Origin of the sequence: Rhodanobacter sp. Soil772, assembly GCF_001428385.1 — a bacterium.
GTDB lineage: Bacteria > Pseudomonadota > Gammaproteobacteria > Xanthomonadales > Rhodanobacteraceae > Rhodanobacter.
Genome location: NZ_LMSK01000001.1, coordinates 94,516 through 118,467 on the forward strand (window position 1 = coordinate 94,516; position 23,952 = coordinate 118,467).

The following is a 23,952-nucleotide window of genomic DNA, read 5'->3' on the forward strand; positions in this document are numbered from 1 at the left end:
CTGGCGAGGGTTACGCGCCGGCACGAAGTAACGTTGGCGTCGGCCGCAGCGAATACCTGTCAGGCGTTCCGCCGCGGAGCGAAGCATGTCGCAAGTCTTGACCGCCACCGGCTTCATGGGTCTAGATAGTGGACTTTCCCTGCGGGCGAGTCTCGACCAGACCATGCCAGCCGACGTCGCCACGGTGAACGACAGCGAATCGCCCGGCCAGCGCCGGGCGGCGTGGATGGCGGCTGCGCAGGCCGGCGACCGGCGTGCCTACGAAAAGCTGCTGGCCGATTCGGTGGCGCTGATCCGTGCCACCGCGCGGCGCCAGGGCGTGGCGCAGGATCACCTGGACGACGTGGTGCAGGAGACCCTGATCACCGTGCACCGGGTGCGCCACACCTACGACCCGACTCGCTCGTACGATGCGTGGCTGACCGCGATCGCCAGCCGCCGCGCGATCGACGCCCTGCGCAGCCGCGGCCGTCGCGACAGCCGCGAACTGCACGATGATTTCGCGCTCGACAATCATCCGGACAGCAGCGATGCCAGCGCCGCCACCGAAAGCGAACAGCGCGCGCAACGCCTGCACGAGGCGATCGCCGAGTTGCCGCCAGGCCAGCGCGAAGCGGTGGAACAGCTGGGCCTGCGCGAGCGTTCGCTCGGCGAGGCGGCCAAGCTGACCGGGCGCAACGCCGGCGCGCTGAAAGTGAACCTGCATCGCGCGCTGAAGGCGCTGCGCGAACGTTTCCATGGAGAACCCTGACGTGATGTCCGATCCGCCATCCCATGAGGCATTGATCGACCGCCTGGGCACCGGCCTGGTGCCGGTGCGGCGGCTGCTGCCGCCATGGCTGCGTACCGCCGGCTGGCTGCTGCTGGTGGTGGCGCTCGCGATCGGGTTGCTGATGCATTACGGCGCGGACCCGATGCTGCGGCGCTGGGCCGCCACGCCGGACCTGGCCTGGGCCGGCATCGGTGCGGCGATCACCGCGATCTGCGCGGCGTGGGCCGCGTTCGCGCTGGGCGTGCCGGGGCGCCGTGCGGCGTGGGCGTGGCTGCCGCTGCCCGGGGCCCTGTTGTGGATCGGTGCCAGCGGCCTCGGCTGCCTGCGCACGTGGATCGCGCCGGGCACCGAACTCGCCGGCGTGCATCAGTCCGCCGACTGCCTGCTTTTCATCATCGGCTTCTCGGTGCCGCTGTCCGCGCTGCTGATCATGCTGCTGCGCCGCGCCTGCCCGCTGCGGCCGGTGCTCGCCGCGGTGCTGATCGGCCTGGCCAGCGCGGCGGCCTCGGCCAGCCTGCTGGAGATCTGCCATTCGTTCGACGCGGCTGCCACCGACCTGCTGACGCATGCGCTGGCGGTGGCGGCGGTGGTGGCGGCCAATGCCGCGATGGGTGGTCGGCTGCTGTCGAGGACCTGAGCTCAGTCGCGGAAGTTGTCGAACTGCAGCGGCAGCTCGACCTCGGACTTGCGCAGCAAGGCCATCGCCGCCTGCAGGTCGTCGCGCTTCTTGCCGCTGACGCGCAGCTTGTCGCCGTTGATCTGCGCCTCGACCTTGAGCTTGGCCGCCTTCAGCTCGGCCACCAGCTTTTTCGCGACCGGTTGCTCGATGCCCTGCTTCACGGTGATCTTCTGCCGCGAGCCGCCCAGGTTGGTTTCCGGGTCGCCCACGTCGAGCGCGCGGACGTCGATCTTCCGCGCGGTCAGCCGGCCGCGCAGGATGTCCAGCATCTGCTGCAGCTGGAATTCGCTGGGCGCGCTCTGGGTGATCACGCCATCGTCCAGCACGTACTGCGCGTCCACGCCCTTGAAGTCGAAGCGGGTGGTCAGCTCGCGGTTGGCCTGGTCGATCGCATTGGTCAGTTCGTGCTTGTCGACTTCGGAGATCACGTCAAAGGAAGGCATGGCGGCGGCTCGCTGGGAACAGGCACAAAGTGTAAGCCATGCGGCTGGGTGATAATGCGCGACTTCCCTTTTCGCCGGGATGACGAACAGAAGCAAAGCGGCGTAGCCATGGTGAGTTTTTGAAAACCGACGTGTTGATCATCGGCGCCGGCGCCGCGGGCCTGATGTGCGCGATCGCCGCCGGCCAGCGCGGTCGCCGCGTGCTGGTGGTCGACCACGCCAACAAGGTCGGCAAGAAGATCCTGATGTCCGGTGGCGGGCGCTGCAATTTCACCAACACGGGTGCGACGCCGGCGAACTACCTGTCGGCGAACCCGCATTTCGCCAAGTCCGCGCTGGCGCGCTACACGCCGTGGGATTTCATCGCGCTGGTCGAGAAGCACCGCATCGCCTATCACGAGAAGGAACTGGGCCAGCTGTTCTGCGACGACTCGTCCAAGCAGATCGTGCGCATGCTGCTGGATGAATGCGCCGCCGCCAGCGTCACAGTGGAAGCGAACTGCGGCGTGCAGCGCGTGCGCAAGACGCCGGAAGGTTTCAGCGTGCACACCGCGCGCGGCGAGGTGCATGCCGAATCGCTGGTGGTCGCCTCGGGCGGCCTGTCGATCCCCAGCATGGGCGCCAGCGGCTTCGGCTACGAACTGGCGCGCCAGCTCGGCCACGCCGTGCTGCCCACGCGCGCCGGGCTGGTGCCGCTGACCATGAGCGGCAAGCACCAGGAGCATTACCAGGATCTCGCCGGCGTGGCGCTGCCCGCGGTGGAGACGCGTGTCGGCAAGCAGGGTTTCCGTGCCGGCCTGCTGTTCACCCATCGCGGCATCAGCGGTCCGGCGATCCTGCAGATCTCCTCGTACTGGCAACCCGGCGACGACCTGCGCATCGATCTGCTGCCGGACCGGGACGCCGGCGCGCACCTGATCGAGCAGCGCGCGGCGCGGCCGCTGGCGGAACTGAAGACCGTGCTCGGCGACGCGCTGCCGAAACGCCTCGCGCAACGCCTGTGCGAGCCATGGTTTGAGAGCCGCCCGATGCGCCAGTACCGCGATGCCGAACTGGAGCAGATCGGCACGCAGCTCAATGCGTGGCCGATCACCGCCAGCGGCACCGAAGGCTATCGCACCGCCGAAGTCACCCTGGGCGGCGTCGACACTGACGGTTTGTCCTCCAGCACGATGCAGTCGAAGCTGGTGCCGGGGTTGTACTTCATCGGCGAGGTGGTCGACGTCACCGGCTGGCTCGGCGGCTACAACTTCCAGTGGGCGTGGGCGTCCGGGCAGGCGGCGGGGCAGGTGGTGTGAGGACGGCGCCCGTCGGTGGGCCGTGCCTGTCTTGCCACGGCGACCAGCGTTACGGCTGCCACGCCAGGGTGCCGTCGATCACCGTATGGCTGCGCCCGCCGACCCAGATCGCGTTGCCGTCGATGTGCACGATCAGTTGCGCGTCGTGGCCGATCTCGCGGCCCTGGCTGACCCGGTAGCCGCGGGCCAGCGCGCCGTGTGGTTCGGCGTGCACGATATACGCGGCGATCAGTCCGTTGGCAGCGCCGGAGGCGGGGTCCTCGACGATGCCGACACCGGCCGGAAACGCGCGCACCACCAGCTGGTAGTCGGGATGTCCGCTTCTTGCGAATGCGCACAGCCCCATGCTGTCGCTGGCCTGGGCCAGCGCAGCGATCGCCGCGTGATCGGGCTGCCACGCGCGCAGGCTGGCTTCGTCCGCCACCTCGGCCAGCCACCAGCGCCGCCCGCCATCGACCAGCGCCGGCGGGAGTGCACCCAGTTCGATGCCGGCCAGCGTGGCGGCCAGCAGCGGGTGCGCGTCGCGGCCGGTGTCCAGCACGCGCTCGCCGGGCGACTGCAGCAATAGCTCGCGGTTGGCACCGTTGCCTTCGACGCGGATCGGCAGCACGCCGGCGCCGCATTCCTGCCACAACAGGCCATCGTGCGGCTCGGCCAGGCCGCATTCGAGTACGGCGTGAGCACTGCCGATGCTGGGGTGGCCGGCGAACGGGATCTCCTTGTGCGGAGTGAAGATGCGCACGCGGTAGCTGGCCCGCGGATCGGTCGGCGGCAGCAGGAAGGTGGTCTCGACCAGCGCCGTCCAGCGCGCGAAGCGCTGCATCGCCGCGCTGCTCCAGCCGTCCGCGCCGATCACCACGCCGAGATGATTGCCGCCGCCCAGAGTGGCGGCAAAGACGTCCAGGTGCAGGTAGCGAAGCGAAGTCATGGGATCCATCGAGCGGCTGGTGGCCGCATAAAGCGCCGAATGATAACCGCCTGCCGCCGGTCCGGGCAGTGGCCTTTCGGAATATCGACGCGGCGGCGAGGCATGAGCGCCGGCAGAGCGGCAACTGCGCCAACGAAAAGTCGACAAGTCGCGGCAGCGGCGCCAAGATGGCCGCTTTTGTTACCTGGCGCGGAACCGTCTATGCCGATCACCCTGGTCATCATCGCCATCACCTGCATCGTTTCGTTCATGGCATTCAAGAACAGCCGCCTGATGAACGACCTGATCCTGTGGCCGCCAGCGATCGCCCGCCAGCGCGAGTACCACCGCCTGGTGACCTACGGCGTGGTGCATGCGGACTTCGGGCATCTGTTGTTCAACATGTTCACGCTGTTCTTCTTCGGCCGGGTGATGGAGGGCTTCTTCACCGCGCGCATGGGGCCGTTCGGTTTCGCGCTGTTCTATATCGGCGGCCTGGTGATCTCGATCCTGCCGACCTACCTGAAGAATCGCGCCAACCCGGACTATCGCAGCCTCGGTGCCTCGGGCGCGGTGTCGGCGGTGCTGTTCGCCTTCATCCTGCTGGCGCCGTGGTCGCGGATCATCGTGCTGGTGATACCGATGCCGGCGATCGTTTACGCGGTGCTGTACACCGGCTACTCGATCTACATGGACCGGCGCGGGCAGGGCAACGTCAACCACAGCGCGCACCTGTGGGGCGCGGCGTACGGCGTGATTTTCACCCTGCTGGCGGAGCCGCGGGTGTTGCCGCATTTTCTCAATGCGCTGATGCAGCCCAGCTTCCGATGATGAACGTTTCCTGCGCTGCGTAATGCCCGTCGCGGCCGGGGCGCGCATACTGGGCACGGTTCCATCGACCACCGCAGGAGAACGAACGCATGGCTATGACCCGCAAGTCGGCTGCGAAGAAGTCCGCGGCAAAGAAAGCAACCGCCAAAAAGGCACCGGCCGGGAAAACGGTCGCGAAGAAGCCCGCGCCGCGCAAGGCGGCGGTGAAGAAAGTCGCCGCGAAGAAATCCGCGACGAAGAAACCGGCAGCGCGGAAACCCGCAGCAGGAAAAGTTGCGACGAAGAAGGCGGTGGCGAAAAAGGCCGTGGCCGGGAAGGTCGCCGCAAAGAAGGTGGCTGCGAAAAAGCCGCTGGCGAAACCGGTTGCAAGCAGGAAGGCCGCGGCAGCAAAACAGGTGGCGAAGAAGCTGGCGACAAAACCTGCCGCCCGCCCCGTCGCTGCCGCGAAAAAGCCGGCTCCACGCAAACGTCCGCCGGCGGAAGCACCGGTCCAGCACATCAGCCAGGAAGACGCCGTGGCAAAAATCCAGGCCTTGCTGGCGGCCAAACAGAATCGGGTGAGGCAAGGGCCGAGTTGGCCGGATGCCAACCTGGCGCAAGCGGGATCGGGCAGTGCGGAGCTGCACCTGCCGGTAGCGGGTGCAGCCGGCGGCGAAGCTGCCGGCGGACGCGTGCTGGCGCCGGAACGCGGCGAGCAGAGCAAGCGCAAGGATTGATGGTCTTTGTCGACGGGTGGGCGGCGGCGCTACATGGCTGGCGGGTGAACGCCGGTAGGCGACACGCTGGAACTCAGTGCGCGTTCAAGCACCGCGGGCTAGCGTGACATCGCTACTCCAGAACGGGGACGGATCATGAAACGCCTGTTGGCCAGTCTTGTCCTGATCGTCGCTGCGGCGACGTTGTCGGGCTGCTATTACGATCCGGGCTACAGTTATGTACGTGGTTCCGGCTACAGCGGTGATGCCTACTATGGCGCCGGCGGCAATGCCTACTACGTGGCGCCGGGTTACTACGACGGCTATTACGGTGGCTACGGCGGCGGTTATTACGGTTGCTGCTATGCACCCGGCGTGAGCGTGGGCGTCAGCAGCGTGTGGTACGGCGGTTCGCGTTATCGGCATGATGGCTATCGCGATCATCGCAACTACCGCGACTATCGCAGCCACGCCGGCCAGTGGCGGGGCCGTGGCGATGGACGCAGCGATGGCCGCAGCGATGGCCGCAGCGACTATCGCGGCGGCAGTCGCGAAAGCAGTCGCGACGGCAACCGGCAGCGGCGAGGCTCCCGTAGCGGCGATCGCGATCATCGCGACTGAGGCTTGAGGCACAATCGGGGGATGCCCGGATTCGTGCCGCCACGCACCCGTATTGCAAGGCTCATCGTCATCGCGACGGTGGGCCTTTTGCTGTGCGCCTGCGGCAGCCTGCGCTACTACGCGCAGGCAGCGCACGGGCAGGGCGTGCTGATCGTGCACCGACGCGCGGTGAGCGAGCTGGTGCGCGATCCGGCCACCGATCCGAAACTCGCCATGCGCCTGCGCCAGGCGCAGCAGGCACGCCGGTTCGCCTCGCAGCGGCTGGCCCTGCCGGACAACCGCAGCTATACCGGCTACGTCGCGCTGGATCGGCCGTACGTGGTGTGGAACGTGTTCGCCGCGCCGCGCTTTTCGGTGCAGGCAGTGCCGCAGTGTTTTCCGGTCGCCGGTTGCGTCGCCTATCGCGGCTGGTTCAGGGAGGCCGATGCGCAGGCGGATGCGACGCGGCTGCAGGCGCACGGCGACGACGTCTGGGTCGGCGGCGTGCCGGCGTATTCCACGCTGGGCTGGTTCGCCGATCCGATCCTGTCGAGCATGCTGCGCTGGGACGACGACGAGCTGGACGGCACGATCTTCCACGAGCTGGCGCACCAGCTGATCTACGTGAAGGGCGACACCGCGTTCAACGAATCCTTCGCGAGCTTCGTGCAGAGCGAAGGCCTGCGCGAATGGCGCCAGTCGCGCGGCCTGCCGCCACCGGACGAGCATGCCCGGGCGATGGAGCAAGGTTTCACCCATCTGGTGCTGGACCTGCGTACACGACTGGAAGCCCTGTATGCCAGCGACGTGGATGCATCGGCGATGGATGCGGACAAGCAACGCGAAATCGCGGCGTTCCGCGTCCGCTATGCACAGTGGCGCGAGCACGACTGGCCGGACGACCACCGTTACGACGCCTGGGTCGCCATGCCGATCAACAATGCACGGCTATTGCCGTTCGGCCTGTACGACCGGTGGACGCCGGCGTTCGCCGTGCTGTTCCAGCGTGCCGGGCGCCGCTGGCCGGCGTTCTACGCCAGCGTGCGCCAGCTGGCGCGCGAGCCGAAGGTGCGGCGCGACCAGGCACTGCAGGCGCTGTTGCAGCAACGCTCTTGACCTGGCGCGGCGTGTCCGCGGTGGACGTACCGGCTGATCCGGCGGAGTCAATGCCCCGGCTTGCGCCCGGCCATGTGCCGCAGATAGGCCAGCACGGTGTCGAGATCGGCGTCGGACAGCGCGTGCGTGTCGAACCCCTGCATTTTCGCCTGCGGCCACTGCCGCAGCGACTGCGGATTGCGGATGAAGGCGCGCAACAGGTCGGCACGCAGGTATTCGGTGGGGTTGTGCGGAAGGTTCAGATCCGGGCCGAGTTTCGAATCGCCCTGGCCGTTGAGCGTGTGGCAGGCGAAACAGGTGCGCTGGAAGACGGCGAAACCGCGTTGCACGTCGCCTCCCGCCGGCAGCGAAGGGTCGGGCAGGATCGCCGGGAAGCGTTCGGCCACGCCGCCCAGCTTGCGGATGCGGGCCAGCTGGTACGGCCATTGTTCCGGGCCCACGCGGGCGGCCTGCGGCCGGGTCCACACGACGTAGAACGGCCCGGCGCTGCCGCGGTTCTTGTCCAGCGCGGGCCAGGGCCGGGACGGGTCCTCGATCGCCAGCCAGGCTGCGCTGCCTTGCGTGTTCAGCAGCAATGCGGCGGGGATCTCGGCGGCAAAGCCATCGCCGGCGACGAACTGCAGGTGATCGTCGGGACCGATGCCCTCGAGCAGGGCGGCCAGCGGCACGGCACGGTAGTGCATCGTGCGATGGAACGCGACATCGCCGGGCACGCTGATCGTGCGCGCGTCGTGGCGCTTGAGTAGAGCTTCGGTGCGATAGGTGATGACGCCATGGCCGAGGTCGACTTTCAGCTCGGCGGCCGCCGCAGGCAGGGCCAGGCACCACACGAGCAGGTAGATGGCGAACAGCTTCATGGTCGATTCCGCACGGAAGTAAAGAAATTGTAGGTGATGGGTACGCGAACCGTTCCCGTCCGCTTCGTTGCAGCAAGCCTGTCGGGAAGCTGAACAAAGTTCGACATGCACGTTGAACTCACGCGCTGCCGGCCACACTAAGCATGTGTATCGCCGTGATGGCGACAGGAAGCGGCGCAATACAGCGTGTCACTGAGGGGCCGGCATTTCCTCCCCTGGATGCCGCCTGACAAACCCCGTCAGTCCTCCCCTGGCTGATGGGGTTTCTTTTTGCGCGAAACAAGCCGCGGTTCGCGTGGATAATGGCCCATCCCGCTCCCCGCCTGGGTTACCGATGATCATCGATTCGCTGCTCGACACCGACCTGTACAAGTTCTCGATGATGCAGGTGGTGTTGCACCAGTATCCGGCAGCCCAGGTCGAGTACCGCTTCAAGTGCCGCACGCCGGGCATCGATCTGGTGCCGTACATCGACGAGATCCGCACCGAGCTGAGAGCCTTGTGTCAGCTGCGTTTCGCACCGGACGAGCTCGACTACCTGCGCACGTGGCGCTTCATCAAGAGCGACTTCGTGGATTTCCTGGGGCTGTTCCAGCTCAATGAGAAGTACGTGAAGATCGCACCGGCGGCGGCCAACGGCGAGATCGAGATCCGCATCCGCGGGCCGTGGCTGCATACCATCCTGTTCGAGGTGCCGCTGCTGGCGATCGTCAACGAGGTGTACTTCCGCAACACCAGCGGCGGCCTCGACCTTGCCGAGGGGCGCCGGCGGTTGCAGGCGAAGATCGAACTGCTGCGCGACACGCCGGACTACGCCGGCTGCAAGATCGCCGACTACGGCACGCGCCGGCGCTACTCGCGGATGTGGCAGGAGGAGGTGGTGACCGCGTTGCGCGAGGGATTGGGCGAGCAGCTGGCCGGCACCAGCAACGTGTGGCTGGCGCGCAAGCTCAACCTGACCCCGCTGGGCACGCTGGCGCACGAATACCTGCAGGCGCACCAGGCGCTGGGCCCGCGCCTGCGCGACTCGCAGGTGGCGGCACTGGAGGCGTGGGCGAAGGAGTATCGCGGCGACCTCGGCATCGCGCTGTCGGACGTGTACGGGCTCGACGCGTTCCTGCGCGATTTCGACATGTACTTCTGCAAGCTGTTCGACGGTACCCGCCACGACTCCGGCGACCCGTTCGCCTGGGGCGAGAAAGTGCTGGCGCACTACGGCGCGAACCGCGTCGACCCGCGCAGCAAGGTGCTGGTGTTCAGTGACGGGCTGGACATCCCCACGGTGATGCAGCTGTACGCGCACTTCCGCGGCCGCTGCCTGCTGGCGTTCGGCGTGGGCACCAACCTCACCAACGACGTGGGCCCCATGCCGCTCAACATCGTGATCAAGATGATCCGCTGCAACGGCCAGCCGGTGGCCAAACTGAGCGACTCGCCGGGCAAGAACATGTGCGAGGACAAGGCCTACGTGGCGTATCTGCGGCAGGTGTTCGAGATTCCTGCGTCGCAGGGGTGAGGCCCAGGCAGGAGGAGTCAGAAGCCGCCAAGCTCTGCTCCCTCCCCTGCAAAGCAGGGGAGGGTTGGGGAGGGGTTGCTCTTCGGTACGAGCAAGATCAAAAGCCTCACCCCCTCCTGACCTCCCCCTGCTTCGCAGGGGGAGGGACCGAGCGTGTAAGAGTCAGGGGAGGGAGCGATGCGTGGTCAGAACGCCGGCAATACGGCGCCGTGGTACTTCTGCTCGATGAACGCCTTGATCTGCGGGCTGTTCAGCACCCGGGCCAGTTTCTGCACGCGCGGGTCGTGCTGGTTGTCGGGGCGGCCGACCAGGTAGTTCACGTAGGGCGAGTCCTTGCTCTCGATCAGTAGCGCGTCCTTGGTGGGATTCAGGCCGGCGGCCAGCGCGTAGTTGGTGTTGATCAGGGCCAGGTCGACCTCGTCCAGCGTGCGCGGCAGCATCGCCGCTTCCAGCTCGCGGAACTTCAGGTGTTTCGGGTTCGCGGTGATGTCCTTCAGCGTGGCCATCTCGTCGGTCGGATCCTTCAGCGTGATCAGGCCGTGTTTCGCCAGCAGCAACAGCGCGCGGCTGTTGTTGCTGGGGTCGTTCGGCAGCGTCACGCTGGCGCCGTCGGGCAGCTGGTCGATGCTCTTGTACTTGTGCGAATACGCACCGAACGGCTCGATGTGCACGCCGGTGATGATGGTGAGCTGGGTGCCGCGCTCGCGGTTGAACGCATCCAGGTAGGGCTTGGTCTGGAAGTAGTTCAGGTCGATGTTCTTCTCGGCCACCTGGGTGTTCGGCTGCACGTAGTCGGCGAACACCTTGATCTGCAGGTCCACGCCTTCCTTCGCCAGCAGCGGTTTGGCCTGCTTGAGGATTTCCGCGTGGGGCACGGCGGTGGCGGCAACCGTGAGGACGTTCTCGCCCTGCTTGCCGGAACCGGAGCAGCCGGCAAGCAACAGCAGGGACAGGGCGGCGATGGGCAGGAGCAGTTTCATGGCGGCATGATCTTGTGCGGCGCACAAGAATAGCCGTCTATACCGCCAGATGCAAAGACGTTCGTTCAGCGCCGACCGTAGCGCGCCACGATGCGGTCGCCGATCATCTGCAGCAGCTGCACCAGCACGATCAGCAGTACCACGGTGACCAGCATGTAGTCGGACTTGTAGCTGAGGTAGCCGTAGCGGTAGGCCAGGTCGCCGAGGCCGCCGGAGCCGATCGCGCCGCCCATCGCGGTATAGCCGACCAGCGCGATCGCGGTGACCGTGATGCCGGCAAACAGGCCGCCACGCGCTTCGGGCAGCAAGACGTGGCGCACGATCTGCCACAGGCTGGCGCCCATCGCCTGGCTGGCCTCGATCACGCCCTGCTGCACTTCGCGTAGCGCGGTCTCCACCAGTCGCGCGAAGAACGGCGCCGCGCCGATCACCAGCGGCGGGATCGCGCCGCGGATGCCCAGCTTGGTGCCGACCAGGGCGTACGTGATCGGCATCAACACGATCATCAGGATGATGAACGGCACCGAGCGCAGGATGTTCACCAGCAGCGAGGTGATCGCATAGAGCTTCGGCATCGGCCGCAGCTGGCCCTTGGCGGTGAGATACAGCAGCACGCCCAGCGGCAGGCCGATCAGCACGGTGAGCGCCAGCGAGCCGCCCAGCATCAGCAGGGTGTCGATGCAGGCGCGGCCGATCTCGCCCCAGTCGTCGATGTTCGGAAAGAGCTTCTGCAGCGGGTTCATCGGTGCAACTCCTCGATCTCGATGCCGGCTTCGCGCAGTGCGGCCAGTGCGGCGTCCACCCGTTCGCCCTGCATCGCCAGAGTGAGCTGGCCGTAGGGCAGGTCCTTGATGCGGTCGATGCGGCCGGCGAGGATGTTGAACTCCACGCCGGTCTCGCGGGCGATGCGGCCCAGCGCCGGGGTCAGCGTGGCGTCGCCGCGAAAGCTCAGACGCAGGATGCGTCCGGGTACCTGGGCGAACGGCGCCAGCTCGCTGGCCGCTTCCTCGGGCAGCGCCTCGTTGACGAAGCGTTTGGTGGTGGGATGCTGTGGGTGCAGGAACACGTCGGCGACCGCGCCGCGCTCCACGATCGCGCCGGCGTCGAGTACCGCCACGCGATCGCACACGCGGCGCACCACGTCCATCTCGTGGGTGATCAGCACGATGGTGAGTTTCAGTTCGCGGTTGATCTCGGCCAGCAGCTCCAGCACCGAGGCGGTGGTCTGCGGGTCGAGCGCGCTGGTGGCCTCGTCGCACAGCAGGATGGACGGCCGGTTGGCGAGCGCGCGGGCGATGCCGACGCGCTGCTTCTGGCCGCCAGAAAGCTGCGACGGGTATTTGTCCGCGTGCGCGGTCAGCCCCACCCGCGCCAGCAACTCGTCGACGCGCGCGCGCAATGCGCCGGCATCGCGCTCGCCGGCCAGCCGCAGCGGGAATGCCACGTTGTCTGCCACCGTCTGCGAGGCGAGCAGGTTGAAGTGCTGGAAGATCATGCCGATCCGGCGCCGCTGTGCGCGCAACGCCGGCTCGGCCAGCGTGGTCATCTCGGTGTCGCCCACGAAGATGCGCCCGCCGCTGGGTCGTTCGAGCAAGTTGATCAGCCGTATAAGCGTCGATTTGCCGGCGCCGGACAAGCCGATGATGCCGAACACCTCGCCATCGGCGATGTCGAGGCTGAACGGCTGCAACGCTGGAATGTCCTTGCCGTCGACGCGGTAGGACTTGTGGACATCGACGAAGCGGATCACGGCGGAATCTGGCTTGCGGGTGGTGGGCCATTCTATGCCACGGACATCACGGTCGATGGCGTATGCTGCCGGATTGATCCATCAAGACGGAGTCCGTCCATGTCCAGCGTCTACGATTTCACCGTTCGCGATATCGATGGCAACCAGCGCTCGCTCGCCGAATGGCGCGGCAAGACCCTGCTGATCGTCAATGTGGCATCCAAATGCGGCTTCACCCCGCAGTATCAGGGGCTGGAGACGCTGTGGCAGGACCAGCGCGACCTGGGCCTGGTGGTGCTCGGTTTTCCGTGCGACCAGTTCGGCCATCAGGAGCCCGGCGACGAGGCCGAGATCAAGACCTTCTGCAGCACTCAGTACGACGTGACCTTCCCGCTGTTCGCCAAGCTCGAGGTCAACGGCGAGCACGCCGACCCGCTGTACAAGTGGCTGAAGAGCGAAGGCAAGGGCATCCTCGGCAGCGAGTCGATCAAGTGGAACTTCACCAAGTTCCTGATCGATGCGGACGGCCAGGTGGTGAAGCGCTACGCCTCCACCGACACGCCGGAGAAGATCGGCAAGGACACGCAGGCCCGGCTCGCCGGCTGATCCGGTTCCCTCTCGATCGCTCGCGGCAGCACGCCGGCGCATGCATGGCGCTGCACGGCCTGCGGCCGGTTTGCGCGGTTCTGGTATTCTGCGCGGCTCGTGTCGGCGCCTGGCCGGCGGACTTGAACCTATTCGCGAGAATTTCATGCAGATTGCCCAGAACTCCGTTGCCGCTTTCCACTACACGCTGACCGACGACGAGGGCCAGGTCATCGACAGCTCCGAAGGTCGCGAGCCGTTGACCTATCTGCATGGCAGCGGCCATATCGTGCCGGGCCTGGAAAAGCAGATGGAAGGCCGTTCGGTCGGCGACAAGTTCACTGCCGACGTGGCGCCCGAAGAGGGCTACGGCGTGCGCCATGACGAGCTGATGCAGGAAGTGCCGCGCGCGGCGTTCCAGGGCGTCGAGGACATCCAGCCCGGCATGCAGTTCCAGGGCCATGGCCCGGAAGGCCAGATCAACGTTACCGTGAGCAAGGTCGAGAACGACGTGGTCTTCATCGACGCCAACCATCCGTTGGCCGGCAAGACCCTGCACTTCGCCATCGAGGTGACCGACGTGCGCGGCGCCACCGCGGAAGAGCGGGAGCACGGTCACGTGCACGGCGCCGGCGGTCACCACCACTGATCGCCGGCGCGGCCAGGCCGCCATCCGCCGATAAGCGAAGGCCCGGTATTTGCACCGGGCCTTCGTCGTTTGCGACTTGAGTCAATACCAGTCGAGCAGCGACACGCCCAACCCCAGGTAGGTGGCGTTGTGGTTGTAGTCGATCAGGCTTTCGCCGTAGCCCTTGAACACTTCCATGTAGCCGCGCAGGTTGCCGGCCATCGGGAAGCTCCAGCTGAAGCGCGCCGAGCCGTGGCTGCGGCTGCCGCCGCGCAGGGAGTGACGCAGCAGCATGCCGAATTCCTGGCCGTGCCATTCGTGCACGACCTGCATTTCGGCGCGGCCCATGTAGTTGCCGATGTCGGGGTTGTTGTCGTCGCTGCGGGCTTCCGGCACGCGCCACCACGGGCGCAGCATCACGGTCCAGCCATCGCGTTCGAAGCCGACGTTGGCGATCACCCGGTTCCAGCTGCGCGACAGCGGATCGCTGCGGCCGTTGGACTGGTGGTTGAAGCCGATGCTGAGCATCCGCCCATCCCATCCCAGTACCTGATAGTGGGTGTTGAACACCAGCATCGCCTCGGGCTCGTAGTTGGTTTCGCGGAACGGGCGCGACAGCTGCGAGTTGTAGACCTGCCAGCGCGAGGACTGGGTGTAGCCCACCCACAGGTCGCCGGCGTCGCCGAACACGCCCTGCCACACCTTGGCCTTCAGGCTGAGCTGGAATTTCGCCTCGACGTTGTCCAACTGTTCGCCCTGGTCCGTCACCGTATTGTTCGGATTCGGGCTGTGCGGCTGGTTGTTCTGGTTGCTGGTGAGGAAGGCTGGCAGCACGTACACCGGCTTGTAGCCGCGGATGTTGTAGGTGCCGAGCTTGCTTTCCGGCGACAGTTCCCAGCGGCTGTCGAGCAGCGACAGCGGCGTGGCTACTTCGCTGTTGGGTTCCACGCCGGCGCTGGACGTCTTCTGGCGGTCGCGGCTGAAGATGCTTGGCGTCGTGGTTGCCTCGTCCACCCGCTTCTGCGCGATCGGCAGGTTGACCCGGCCGGTCGCATGGTCGTAGCAGGCCAGCCGCTGGGCGTCGCTCTCGATGGCGGTGCAGGCGCGGATGTCGGTAGGGTCCGGGTTCTGCGCGTGCGCGGCGGTGGCCAGGGTGCCGGCGGACAAGGCCAGGAGGACGGCCGCGGTCAATCGCTTCATGAAGGAAAGTTCCTGGCGGGCGGCGGGTCAGTTTAGCGGAGCGGCCGCGGGCGACGGTGACTGGCACATGAAAACGCCGGCCGCGGGTGCGGCCGGCGTCTGCTGCGGGCAGGTTTATTTGCCGGTGGTCCAGCGCGCGTACTCGCTCTTGCTGATGCGGCCATCGCGGTTGTGATCGGCATAGAGAAAGTCGTTGGCGAGCAACGGATAGGCCGAGGCCTGGTCCTCGCTGATGTATTTCCCGCCGCCGGACAACTGCTCGAAAGCGGGTGCCGGACCGGCCGGCGGAGGCGGCGGCATGCTCGAATGCACGGTGAGCTCGCCGGCCGGCGTGTTCATGGTGGCCGTGTCGGCCTGGCCGGTCGGCGGTGCGACTGCCGTACTGGCCGCCGGCGGCGGTGTCGCCGGCATGCCCGATTGCGCCGGCGGTGGTGGTGCAGGCGGCGTCGGCGGAACGGGTGGCGGCTGGGGCATCGTATCCGTGGGCGGCGGCGGAGGTGCCTGCGTCGGCAGGTCCTGTTGCGCGATCAGGCTGCCGGCGAACAGCAAGGTGCCGGCGGCGAGGACGGTCAATAAGGGTTTGCGGGATTTCATCATCGGTACTCCATGCCAGAATGATCGGCGAGGTTGTGCGGATGTCCGCACGCCATCGGGCGGGATTCCCGTCCGGCCCAACTCGAGTTTCACGCTAGCAGGGGCTTTGTAAATGCCGGCTCAATATCCGGGTCATGAGGTTGTGAAGACACTTCGCCATTGGGCGCCGCTTCAGGTGATGGTCGCGTGCTGAGCCTGGCGCAGGCGCGGGCGCTGCAACTGTCCGCGCAGGGCCTGCTGCAGTCGCCGCGACGGCGGCCCCGGCGCGACGACGTGGTGGCGGCGATCGAGCGCATGCGCCTGCTGCAGATCGACACCATCCACGTGGTCGCGCGCAGCCCCTACCTGGTGCTGCATTCGCGCCTGGGCGACTACCCGATGGTCTGGCTGGACGAAGCGCTGGCGCAGGGCCGGCTGGCCGAGTGCTGGGCGCACGAGGCGTGCTTCGTCAGCGCCGCCGATGTCGCCTGGCATCGCGGCGGGCACGGTCAGCGCGCGCATCACTGGGCGCATCGGAATGCGGCGCGGATGCATCGCGAACAACGCGCCGAGATGGAGGCGTTGCTGGAAGCCGTTCGTGCGTCCGGCCCGGTACGTGCGGCGGATTTCGCGCGCAAAGACGGCGCCAGCAAGCCGGGCTGGTGGGAGTGGAAACCGGAAAAACGCTGGCTGGAGGCGTGGTTCGCGCTGGGCGAGCTGATGGTGGCGCGGCGCGACAACTTCCAGCGCGTGTATGACCTGGCCGAGAACGTGCTGGCCCGGCTCGACCCGCCGTTCGATTCCGCCGCCGCACCGTCGGCGGCGCAACTGCGCCGGCGTTTCATCGTCGACAGCGTGCGTGCGCTGGGGGTGACGCCGGCCGGCTGGATCGCCGACTACTTTCGCCTGAAGCCGAAAGTCAGTGATCGCGAACTGGCGCCGCTGCTGGCCAGCGGCGAGTTGCTGGCGGTGCCGGTGCAGGGCTGGAGCACGCCCGGCTATGTGCACCGCGACCACGCCGAGGCGCTGGACAAGGCGCTGGCCGGCCGCCTGCGCGCCACCCGCACCGCACTGCTGTCGCCGTTCGATCCGCTGGTCTGGGATCGCGCACGGGCGCTGGCGATGTTCGATTTCGAGTACACCATCGAGTGCTACACGCCGGCGCCGAAGCGCCGCTACGGCTACTTCGTGCTGCCGATCCTGCATCGGGGCCGATTGATCGGCCGGCTCGATGCGAAAGCCCATCGCAGTACCGACCAGTTCGAGGTCAAGGCCTTGTTCCTGGAGCCGGGCGTGTTGCCGGAACCGCCGCTGGTGCAGGCGGTGGCCAGGGCGATCGCCGATACCGCCCGCTGGCACGGCACTCCGGAGATCCGTTTGGGCCGCACTCAGCCCGCGGCGATGGCGCGGCTGCTGCGCGCGGCCTGGCGCGAAGCCGGCTAGCCCGCGCTCGTTATCGCCCGATGGGACTTACGGCGTGCCGGCCGGTGCCGGGTTCCCCGCACACGGCTTGCCGTGCAGGGCCTGGCGCAGCTGGCCGGCCAGCGAGTTGCAGCGTGCCGCCAGTTGCGGACGGATATCCGGGTTCTTCGAATCGCGCAGCAGGCTGCTGCGCATCGCCTCGTAGCGGGATTGCAACTGGTCCGGCGCGTAGATCGCCGCCGCGCGATGGCAGGCGAGATAGCTGGAGAGATAGTCGTCGCAGGCGGCAATACCGGTGTTGCCGGACAGGTCGGGTTCGGCGGCGGGCTTGCTGCTGGTGGCCGCGGCGTGTTCCCGGTGCGGGGTGCTGGCGGCCTTCGTGGTGGAGGTGGATGAGGTTGTCGTGGTGGAGGTGGTCGTTGTCTTGGTGGCCGGGTGCTGTGCGCAACCAGCCAGCAGCAGGCCTCCGAGCATGCTGGCCAGGGTCAGGCGGGACAGGGCAGGCATCATGGCGCTCCTCGACTTGATGACCATACCGACGGGCCGGGGCGGCCAGCGGGTAATGGATCGGGTGACTGGCTGCCACTAGAGCGCGGCGGAGGTCAAGGAAATCTGAATTTACCGCCGAATCGGCAAAAAACCGTGAATGGGCTCCATTCCGTTCAGCCCCGTTGTGCCGTTATGATCCGCCCACTGTGTTTGCCGGGGTCAGCAAAGTTTGTGACCCGATGCAGCCGATCCGCGATCTGCCTCATCGTTCACCCCAGGGTTGTTTCCTTGCACACCAGTCAAGCCGGCCGGCCGCCGTCGTGGGGGTCGCGTCTATAAACCTGTGGAGTGATTAACATGTCTGATCGTCAGATGGGTACCGTCAAGTGGTTCAACGACGCCAAGGGCTTCGGTTTTATTGCCCGCGACAATGGCCCGGACGTATTCGTGCATTTCCGCGCCATTACCGGCGGCGGCTTCAAGAGCCTGCAGGAAGGCCAGCAGGTGTCGTTCAAGGTGGTGCAGGGCCAGAAAGGCCTGCAGGCCGAAGAAGTAACCCCGGCCTGATCGCCGCGTTTGTAGGGGAAACCGGGCAGAGATGCCCGGTTTTTTCCTGCCCGGATCATGTCCGAAATAACCTGCTTGACAAATCACTCACGGGCTGAAAATCCGTTATGCTTGGGCCGCTGCGTCTGCTTGGCTACGTGAGTGCCCGGTAAGGATTTCCTGAATCCGACTGTTGCACCGGACCCTGCATGCTCAGTGAACCGTCGGCCCGTTGGGGCCGGTTTGTCTCAGCGTCTGGATAGGATCGGAGTTAGTCATGTCGGATCGTGAAGTAGGTACCGTCAAGTGGTTCAACGACGCCAAGGGTTTCGGTTTCATCAGCCGCGAAAATGGCCCTGACGTATTCGTGCATTTCCGCGCCATCACCGGCTCGGGTTTCAAGAGTCTGCAAGAAGGCCAGAAGGTCAGCTTCAAGGTCGTCGACGGCCAGAAGGGCCTGCAGGCCGAAGACGTCACCCCCGTTTGATCGCGGTGGCGGAATCCGTTTGAGGAGGCCGGCGCAAGCCGGCCTCCTTTTTTGTAGTGGCGAAGGCAATTCGCTAGCCTGTCGGAATGTCCGATCATTCCGTCGAAAACATTCCTGCAGCGGCCGAGCCGCTGGTCATCCCGGTAACTGCTGCCGACGGCGCCCGTTACGAGTTGTTGGCCGTGCTTCCCGCCGACGCCTGGCAGTACTTGCTGTACTGGATTCCGGCGATGGGCATACCAGCCCGGCACTATCTGCCGCTGGCCCAGGCGCTGGCGGCGCGGGGCGTCGCGGTGGTGCTGCACGAGTGGCGCGGCATCGGCTCCAGCGATCGACGCGCCGGCCGCGGCTGCGACTGGGGCTATCGCGAGTTGCTGCAGGACGACCTGCCCGCGGGCATGGCGGCGGTGCGCCAACGCTGGCCGCAGGCGCACCGCTGGTTGGGCGGACACAGTCTCGGCGGCCAGCTCGGGTTGCTTTACGCCAGCCTGCATCCGCACGACTTCACCGGCCTGCTGCTGGTCGCCAGCGGCGCGCCGTACTGGCGCCGGTTCCGGCGTGGCTGGCTGATCGGTGCGGCTTACACGCTAGCCCCGTTGCTGGCCGGGTTGGCGGGTTATCTGCCCGGGCGGCGGATCGGCTTTGGCGGCAACGAGGCGCGCGGGGTGATCGCCGACTGGGCGCGCAGCGGACGCAGCGGTCGCTATGTGGTGGCCGGGATGGCGCAGGATTTCGAGCGTCAGCTGGCCGCGTTGCAGTTGCCGCTGCTGGCGCTGCGCCTGCAGCAGGACTGGCTGGGTCCGCCGGCGTCGCTGGAGTGGCTGCTGGGCAAGCTGGGTCCGGGCGAGCGCCGCGTGGATGTGATCACGCGGGAAGACATGGGTGGCTTGCCGGCCGACCATTTCGGCTGGATGAAGACGCCCGCGCCGATGGCTTCGCGCATCGCCGACTGGCTGGCTGCGCCGGACGCAGCGTTCGCCGCGCGCGACGGCACGGCGGCTTGATTCCATGGGACTTTGTCTGCATCTCGGCAGTTCCATGACGCTGGATTCCCCATGAACCTGTTCGATCCGTTCCCCCAACGCAGCCTGACCTTGCGCAACCGCCTGGTGGTGTCGCCGATGTGCGAGTACTCGGCCACCGACGGCGTGCCGAACGACTGGCATATGGTGCACTTGGGCAGCCGTGCGGTCGGCGGCGCGGCGCTGGTGATCGCCGAAGCTTCGGCGGTTTCCGCGCAGGGGCGCATCTCGCCGCAGGACACCGGCCTGTGGAACCAGGCCCAGTTGCAGGCGTGGCAGCCGATCACCCGCTTCATCAAGGCGCACGGTGCGATCGCCGGCATGCAGCTGGCGCATGCCGGGCGCAAGGCCAGCACGCTGCGGCCGTGGGACGGGCACGGCCCGGTGCCGGCCGGGCAGGGCGACTGGCGCACCGTGGCGCCGTCGGCGCTGCCGTTCGATACCGGCTGGCCTGCACCGCAAGCGCTGGACGAAGTCGGCATCCAGACGGTGATCGCGGACTTCCGCGCCGCCGCGCAACGCGCGCTGGCGGCCGGCTTCGAGTTGATCGAAGTGCACGCGGCGCATGGCTACCTGCTGCACCAGTTCCTGTCGCCACTGAGCAACCGGCGCGATGATCGTTACGGCGGCAGCTTCGAGAACCGCACCCGCCTGGTGCGCGAAGTGATCGTCGCCGTACGTGAAGTGTGGCCGGCCGAGTTGCCGCTGTGGCTGCGCCTCTCGGCCACCGACTGGGTGGACGAAGGCGGTTGGGACATCGGGCAGAGCGTCGAGCTGGCGCGCCAGGTGAAGTCGCTGGGCGTGGACCTGATCGACGTCTCCAGCGGCGGTCTGCTGCCGCACGCGAAGATCGCGCCGGCGCCGGGCTACCAAGTGCCGTTCGCGGCGCAGATCCGCCGCGAGGCCGGCATCGCCACCGGTGCGGTGGGCCTGATCACCGGCGCGGAGCAGGCCGCGCAGATCGTCGCCAACGGCGACGCCGACGTGGTGCTGATCGCTCGCGAAAGCCTGCGCGATCCGTACTTCCCGCGCCGCGCCGCGCAACAGCTGGGTGCGAAGATCGACCCGCCAGTGCAATATCAACGGGCCTGGTAAGGAGAGCGTGATGGAAGCTGCCCCGATGCTGATTGCCGATGCCCGCGTGCACGACCTGGGCGACGGCTTCATGGTGCGCCGCATGCTGCCGGTGCTGCAGGCACGCCACGTCGGCCCGTTCGTGTTCTTCGATCACGTCGGGCCGGCCACGTTCGCCGCCGGCAAAGGCATGGACGTGCGCCCGCATCCGCATATCGGCCTGGCCACGGTGACCTGGCTGTTCGACGGCGTGATCCGCCACCGCGACAGCTTGGGCAGCCTGGCCGACATCCGCCCCGGCGAAGTGAACTGGATGACCTCCGGTCACGGCATCGTCCACTCCGAACGCACGCCGCCGGAAGCGCGCCAGGATGGCCAGCTGCTGCACGGCATCCAGGTCTGGGTGGCCTTGCCGCAGACCGATGCCGAGGTGGACCCGGAATTCCATCACCACGACCGCGACGCACTGCCGAAGATCCGCCGGCCCGGCATGGAAGCCGTGCTGATTGCCGGCACGGCCTACGGCGAGCGCTCGCCGGTGAAGGTGTTCGCGCCGATGTTCTTCCTGGAAGTGCAACTGGCCGCGGGCGCCGAACTGGCCTTGCCGGCCGAGCACGCCGAGCGTGGCGTGCACGTGGTCGAGGGTGCGATCCGCTGGGGCGAACTGGAAGTCGGCGCGCAACAGATGGCGGTGCAGGCCGGCCCCGCCGCGCCGCCGCTGCGCGCGCACGAGGCGAGCCGCCTGATGCTGTTCGGCGGCGCGCCGCTGGATGGCGAACGGCACCTGTGGTGGAACTTCGTGGCCAGCACGCGCGAGCGCATCGAGCAGGCCAAGGCCGATTGGCGCGAAGGACGCTTTCCGAAAGTGGCCGGCGACGACAAGGAATTCATTCCGCTGCCGGAATAGGCGGAGCGCACGGTGTGTCTGCGTGGCAGAATCGGGCCATCTCGCCACGGAGCAGAAACATGTCCGGCTACAGCAGCTTTGCCGAGTTCTATCCGTTCTATCTCAGCGAGCACAGCAACCGCAGTTGCCGCCGGATGCATTTCGTCGGCAGCACGCTGGTGATCGCGGTGATCGTGTTGGCCCTGGCGAGCGGCCAGCTGCGCTGGCTGTGGCTGGCGCCGGTGTTCGGCTACGGATTTGCCTGGATCGGCCACTTCGGGTTCGAGAAGAACCGCCCGGCCACGTTCAAGCACCCGCTGTACAGCCTGGCCGGCGACTGGGTGATGTACGGGCAGATGCTGCGCGGAAAGATCCGCTTCTGAGCGCTTTTCTCCCTCTCCTGCTCGCAGGGGAGGGTTGGGGAGGGGTGCTCTTGATCTTTCAGCGATACTGCTGGTGGCAGCTCTTGCAGGTCTCGCCGACCGGCTTGACCGCCGCGGCCAGCGCCTCGCAGGTGGCGGGCGCACCCTGCACGGCCTGCTGCAAGCGGTTCTGCAGCTGGGTGGCGTCGTCGGTGAAAATTTTCTCGTCGATGCCGAATACCGGCACGATATCCGTGGCAGTGGACTGCAGGCGGGCCAGGTGATGCTGGACCTTGACCGGATCGCACTGCTTCGCCTTCATGGCGTTCTTCAGTTCGCCCATGTGGTAGCCCATGGTTTCCATCACGGCTTTCGGCATCGGGTTGCGCGCGGCCAGCGCATTCATCACGTTGGCCGTACCGATCACGCCGATCGCCAGGCCGAGCAGGATCATCAAAGCTACGCGCATCGTTACGATTCCAGGAATGAAGATGGCCGCAAGGATAACCCCCGCAGACGCGTTGCAGCCACGCGGGCGCGATAAAATGGCGGATACGCAGCAGCAAGGCAGGCCCGTGACACACGCAGATACGACCCCGTACACCAGCGGCGATGCCGTGGACGAGACGACTTTTCCGGCCGAGCGCTTCGCCGGCGTCGAACGCCTGTACGGCAGCGGCAGCGTGGCTGCGCTGGCGCGCGCGCATGTCTGCGTGATCGGCATCGGCGGCGTCGGTTCGTGGGCGGTCGAGGCACTGGCGCGCAGCGGCGTGGGCCGACTCACCCTGATCGATGCGGACGAGGTCTGCGTGTCGAACACCAACCGCCAGCTGCACGCACTGGACGGCGAGTACGGCAAGTCCAAGGTGGGCGTGATGGCGGCGCGCGCGCACGCGATCAACCCGACCATCCGGCTGGAGGCGATCGAACGCTTCCTCACCCCGTCCACGCTGGACGAGCTGCTCGACCACGGCTACGACGTGGTGCTGGATGCCTGCGACGCGTTCCGCGTGAAGCTGGAGACGATCGCCTGGTGTCGCCGGCGCAAGCTGCCGATCGTCAGCGTGGGTTCGGCCGGCGGGCGCACCGATGCCACCCAGATCCGCGTGCGCGACCTGTCGCGCACCGAGCACGACGCGATGTTCAGCCTGATCCGCAAGAAGCTCCGCACGGATTTCAATTTTCCGCGCAACCCGGATCGCTACTTCGGCGTTTCAGCCGTCTATTCGTTGCAGAACGTGCAGTACCCGCAACCCGATGGCACCGTCTGCGGCACCCGCCCGCCCGGCGGCGACACGATGAACCTGGCCTGCGGCGGCGGGCTGGGCGCGGCCACCCACATCACCGGTGCGTTCGCATTCGCGGCCGTGGGCAAGGTACTGGAGAAGTTACTGGGCGGTTAGCGGCTCGGTTATGCGGCCTTACCAGCCCATGTAGTGTCCGCCGTTGATCGCCAGGTTCGCGCCGGTGATCCAGCTGGCCTGGTCGCCGGTGAAGAACGCCACCGCGTGGGCGATTTCGTCCGGCCGGCCGAGGCGGCCCACCGGGATCTGCGCCACGATCTTCTCGCGCACTTCCTCGGGCACCGCCATCACCATGTCGGTACCGACGTAGCCGGGCGACACGGTGTTCACGGTGATGCCGAACTTCGCGTTCTCCTGCGCCAGCGAGATGGTGAAGCCGTGCATGCCGGCCTTCGCCGCGGCGTAGTTGGCCTGGCCGTACTGGCCCTTCTGGCCGTTGATCGAGCTGATCTGCACGATGCGGCCCCACTTGCGCGCGCGCATGCCTTCGATCACCGGGCGGGTGACGTTGAAGCAGGCGTTCAAGTTGGTGTTCACCACGTCGGTCCACTGCTCGTAGGTCATCTTGTGGAAGGTGGTGTCGCGGGTGATGCCGGCGTTGTTGACCAGGATGTCGACCGGCCCGCACTTGGCCTCGATCGCGCGGATCATCGCTTCGCAGGCGACCGGGTCGCAGACGTCGCCCTGCACCATGCACACCTCGATGCCGTCCGCCGCCATCGCCTTGCGCCAGGCTTCGGCCTTGTCCGGGTCGCGATAATTGGTGGCCACCCGATGTCCCTGTCCGGCGAGGTAGCGAACGATCGCGCTGCCGATGCCACCAGTGCCGCCTGTGACCAATGCCGTGCGCTGAGTCATATCCTTGAATCTCCTGTGCAGGTGTAGCGGAGGGCTGTCGCGCCGAAGCATGGCAAGCCGATGTTGCAGCCGTTGCCGTGCGAGCCGGTGCGT

The 23,952-nt window shown here is 67.0% G+C and carries 29 protein-coding genes; 18 read left to right on the forward strand and 11 right to left on the reverse strand.

Annotation, left to right across the window (positions count from 1 at the left end; translation table 11 throughout):
* The first annotated feature begins 163 nt into the window (after window positions 1–163).
* Window positions 164–751 (forward strand): sigma-70 family RNA polymerase sigma factor, encoded by a 588-nt coding sequence (locus ASG75_RS00510; protein WP_056384734.1) that lies wholly within the window; start codon window positions 164–166, stop codon window positions 749–751.
* A 4-nt stretch (window positions 752–755) separates the two neighbouring features.
* Window positions 756–1,409, forward strand: coding sequence for an NrsF family protein (locus ASG75_RS00515; RefSeq protein ID WP_056384737.1), 654 nt, complete (start codon window positions 756–758; stop codon window positions 1,407–1,409).
* A gap of 2 nt (window positions 1,410–1,411) precedes the next feature.
* Here the strand turns inward: ASG75_RS00515 and ASG75_RS00520 are convergent, their stop codons facing one another.
* Window positions 1,412–1,894: a YajQ family cyclic di-GMP-binding protein gene (locus ASG75_RS00520; protein ID WP_056384739.1), complete on the reverse strand. Its 483-nt coding sequence runs from the start codon at window positions 1,892–1,894 to the stop codon at window positions 1,412–1,414.
* Window positions 1,895–2,013: 119 nt separating this feature from the next.
* Between ASG75_RS00520 and ASG75_RS00525 the strand changes: the two genes are divergently transcribed.
* Window positions 2,014–3,192 carry an NAD(P)/FAD-dependent oxidoreductase gene (locus tag ASG75_RS00525; RefSeq protein ID WP_056384742.1) on the forward strand — a complete coding sequence of 393 codons (1,179 nt, stop codon included), beginning with the start codon at window positions 2,014–2,016 and terminating at the stop codon, window positions 3,190–3,192.
* 49 nt (window positions 3,193–3,241) lie between these two features.
* Here ASG75_RS00525 and ASG75_RS00530 read toward each other — a convergent pair whose 3' ends face one another.
* Window positions 3,242–4,120, reverse strand: coding sequence for a PhzF family phenazine biosynthesis protein (locus tag ASG75_RS00530; protein ID WP_056386882.1), 879 nt, complete (start codon window positions 4,118–4,120; stop codon window positions 3,242–3,244).
* Window positions 4,121–4,321: 201 nt separating this feature from the next.
* On the opposite strand from ASG75_RS00530, the gene ASG75_RS00535 reads away from it, so the two are divergent.
* The 4 genes from ASG75_RS00535 (at window position 4,322) to ASG75_RS00550 (ending at window position 7,341) form a co-directional block, all read left to right on the forward strand.
* On the forward strand, window positions 4,322–4,930 hold the full coding sequence (locus tag ASG75_RS00535; RefSeq protein ID WP_056384744.1) for a rhomboid family intramembrane serine protease: 609 nt from the start codon (window positions 4,322–4,324) through the stop codon (window positions 4,928–4,930).
* A 95-nt stretch (window positions 4,931–5,025) separates the two neighbouring features.
* Window positions 5,026–5,646 carry a histone H1-like repetitive region-containing protein gene (locus ASG75_RS00540; RefSeq protein WP_056384746.1) on the forward strand — a complete coding sequence of 207 codons (621 nt, stop codon included), beginning with the start codon at window positions 5,026–5,028 and terminating at the stop codon, window positions 5,644–5,646.
* Window positions 5,647–5,781: 135 nt separating this feature from the next.
* Window positions 5,782–6,246 carry a hypothetical protein gene (locus ASG75_RS00545; protein WP_082547448.1) on the forward strand — a complete coding sequence of 155 codons (465 nt, stop codon included), beginning with the start codon at window positions 5,782–5,784 and terminating at the stop codon, window positions 6,244–6,246.
* 78 nt (window positions 6,247–6,324) lie between these two features.
* Complete coding sequence (locus ASG75_RS00550; RefSeq protein WP_235580153.1) at window positions 6,325–7,341, forward strand: aminopeptidase; 1,017 nt, start codon at window positions 6,325–6,327, stop codon at window positions 7,339–7,341.
* 47 nt (window positions 7,342–7,388) lie between these two features.
* On the opposite strand, the gene ASG75_RS00555 is transcribed toward ASG75_RS00550, so the two are convergent.
* Window positions 7,389–8,198 (reverse strand): cytochrome c, encoded by an 810-nt coding sequence (locus tag ASG75_RS00555; RefSeq protein WP_056384749.1) that lies wholly within the window; start codon window positions 8,196–8,198, stop codon window positions 7,389–7,391.
* Between the two features lie 334 nt (window positions 8,199–8,532).
* Here ASG75_RS00555 and pncB point away from each other — a divergent pair, with 334 nt between their 5' ends.
* Window positions 8,533–9,714, forward strand: a complete 1,182-nt coding sequence (pncB, locus tag ASG75_RS00560) for a nicotinate phosphoribosyltransferase (protein WP_056384751.1) — start codon at window positions 8,533–8,535, stop codon at window positions 9,712–9,714.
* A gap of 185 nt (window positions 9,715–9,899) precedes the next feature.
* Here pncB and ASG75_RS00565 read toward each other — a convergent pair whose 3' ends face one another.
* The 3 genes from ASG75_RS00565 to ASG75_RS00575 all read right to left on the reverse strand — a co-directional run bounded on the left by ASG75_RS00565 (window position 9,900) and on the right by ASG75_RS00575 (window position 12,444).
* Entirely contained in the window at window positions 9,900–10,694 is a 795-nt protein-coding gene (locus ASG75_RS00565) for a MetQ/NlpA family ABC transporter substrate-binding protein (RefSeq protein ID WP_056384753.1), read from the reverse strand.
* A gap of 65 nt (window positions 10,695–10,759) precedes the next feature.
* Window positions 10,760–11,437, reverse strand: coding sequence for a methionine ABC transporter permease (locus ASG75_RS00570; protein ID WP_056384754.1), 678 nt, complete (start codon window positions 11,435–11,437; stop codon window positions 10,760–10,762).
* Window positions 11,434–12,444: a methionine ABC transporter ATP-binding protein gene (locus ASG75_RS00575; RefSeq protein WP_056384756.1), complete on the reverse strand. Its 1,011-nt coding sequence runs from the start codon at window positions 12,442–12,444 to the stop codon at window positions 11,434–11,436. Before ASG75_RS00575 ends, ASG75_RS00570 begins: the two co-directional genes overlap by 4 nt.
* Before the next feature lie 99 nt (window positions 12,445–12,543).
* Here ASG75_RS00575 and ASG75_RS00580 point away from each other — a divergent pair, with 99 nt between their 5' ends.
* The gene (locus tag ASG75_RS00580; RefSeq protein ID WP_056384758.1) at window positions 12,544–13,029 is read left to right on the forward strand and encodes a glutathione peroxidase; all 486 of its coding nucleotides are present in this window, start codon (window positions 12,544–12,546) and stop codon (window positions 13,027–13,029) included.
* Between the two features lie 145 nt (window positions 13,030–13,174).
* Entirely contained in the window at window positions 13,175–13,657 is a 483-nt protein-coding gene (locus tag ASG75_RS00585; protein ID WP_056384760.1) for a peptidylprolyl isomerase, read from the forward strand.
* Between the two features lie 81 nt (window positions 13,658–13,738).
* Here ASG75_RS00585 and ASG75_RS00590 read toward each other — a convergent pair whose 3' ends face one another.
* Together ASG75_RS00590 and ASG75_RS00595 are read right to left on the reverse strand one after the other, a co-directional pair.
* Window positions 13,739–14,836 (reverse strand): phospholipase A, encoded by a 1,098-nt coding sequence (locus tag ASG75_RS00590; RefSeq protein ID WP_056384763.1) that lies wholly within the window; start codon window positions 14,834–14,836, stop codon window positions 13,739–13,741.
* Between the two features lie 114 nt (window positions 14,837–14,950).
* Window positions 14,951–15,433, reverse strand: a complete 483-nt coding sequence (locus ASG75_RS00595) for a hypothetical protein (RefSeq protein ID WP_235580118.1) — start codon at window positions 15,431–15,433, stop codon at window positions 14,951–14,953.
* Between the two features lie 183 nt (window positions 15,434–15,616).
* Here ASG75_RS00595 and ASG75_RS00600 point away from each other — a divergent pair, with 183 nt between their 5' ends.
* Window positions 15,617–16,852: a crosslink repair DNA glycosylase YcaQ family protein gene (locus ASG75_RS00600; protein ID WP_056384765.1), complete on the forward strand. Its 1,236-nt coding sequence runs from the start codon at window positions 15,617–15,619 to the stop codon at window positions 16,850–16,852.
* Between the two features lie 27 nt (window positions 16,853–16,879).
* Here ASG75_RS00600 and ASG75_RS00605 read toward each other — a convergent pair whose 3' ends face one another.
* Window positions 16,880–17,338 (reverse strand): hypothetical protein, encoded by a 459-nt coding sequence (locus ASG75_RS00605; protein WP_056386886.1) that lies wholly within the window; start codon window positions 17,336–17,338, stop codon window positions 16,880–16,882.
* A gap of 339 nt (window positions 17,339–17,677) precedes the next feature.
* Between ASG75_RS00605 and ASG75_RS00610 the strand changes: the two genes are divergently transcribed.
* The 6 genes from ASG75_RS00610 to ASG75_RS00635 all read left to right on the forward strand — a co-directional run bounded on the left by ASG75_RS00610 (window position 17,678) and on the right by ASG75_RS00635 (window position 21,718).
* Entirely contained in the window at window positions 17,678–17,887 is a 210-nt protein-coding gene (locus ASG75_RS00610) for a cold-shock protein (protein WP_056384767.1), read from the forward strand.
* A gap of 256 nt (window positions 17,888–18,143) precedes the next feature.
* Window positions 18,144–18,353, forward strand: a complete 210-nt coding sequence (locus tag ASG75_RS00615) for a cold-shock protein (RefSeq protein ID WP_007507924.1) — start codon at window positions 18,144–18,146, stop codon at window positions 18,351–18,353.
* 86 nt (window positions 18,354–18,439) lie between these two features.
* On the forward strand, window positions 18,440–19,357 hold the full coding sequence (locus ASG75_RS00620) for an alpha/beta fold hydrolase (RefSeq protein WP_056384769.1): 918 nt from the start codon (window positions 18,440–18,442) through the stop codon (window positions 19,355–19,357).
* Window positions 19,358–19,408: 51 nt separating this feature from the next.
* Window positions 19,409–20,470: an NADH:flavin oxidoreductase/NADH oxidase gene (locus tag ASG75_RS00625; RefSeq protein ID WP_056384771.1), complete on the forward strand. Its 1,062-nt coding sequence runs from the start codon at window positions 19,409–19,411 to the stop codon at window positions 20,468–20,470.
* A gap of 10 nt (window positions 20,471–20,480) precedes the next feature.
* Window positions 20,481–21,356 (forward strand): pirin family protein, encoded by an 876-nt coding sequence (locus ASG75_RS00630; protein ID WP_056384773.1) that lies wholly within the window; start codon window positions 20,481–20,483, stop codon window positions 21,354–21,356.
* A gap of 59 nt (window positions 21,357–21,415) precedes the next feature.
* Window positions 21,416–21,718, forward strand: coding sequence for a DUF962 domain-containing protein (locus ASG75_RS00635; protein ID WP_056384774.1), 303 nt, complete (start codon window positions 21,416–21,418; stop codon window positions 21,716–21,718).
* Between the two features lie 58 nt (window positions 21,719–21,776).
* On the opposite strand, the gene ASG75_RS00640 is transcribed toward ASG75_RS00635, so the two are convergent.
* On the reverse strand, window positions 21,777–22,166 hold the full coding sequence (locus ASG75_RS00640; protein WP_056384776.1) for a cytochrome c: 390 nt from the start codon (window positions 22,164–22,166) through the stop codon (window positions 21,777–21,779).
* A gap of 76 nt (window positions 22,167–22,242) precedes the next feature.
* On the opposite strand from ASG75_RS00640, the gene ASG75_RS00645 reads away from it, so the two are divergent.
* A complete protein-coding gene (locus tag ASG75_RS00645) occupies window positions 22,243–23,100 on the forward strand; it encodes a tRNA threonylcarbamoyladenosine dehydratase (RefSeq protein ID WP_235580119.1) in 858 nt (285 codons plus the stop codon).
* A gap of 18 nt (window positions 23,101–23,118) precedes the next feature.
* Here ASG75_RS00645 and phbB read toward each other — a convergent pair whose 3' ends face one another.
* Window positions 23,119–23,859 carry an acetoacetyl-CoA reductase gene (gene phbB, locus ASG75_RS00650; protein WP_056384778.1) on the reverse strand — a complete coding sequence of 247 codons (741 nt, stop codon included), beginning with the start codon at window positions 23,857–23,859 and terminating at the stop codon, window positions 23,119–23,121.
* Window positions 23,860–23,952: the final 93 nt, after the last annotated feature.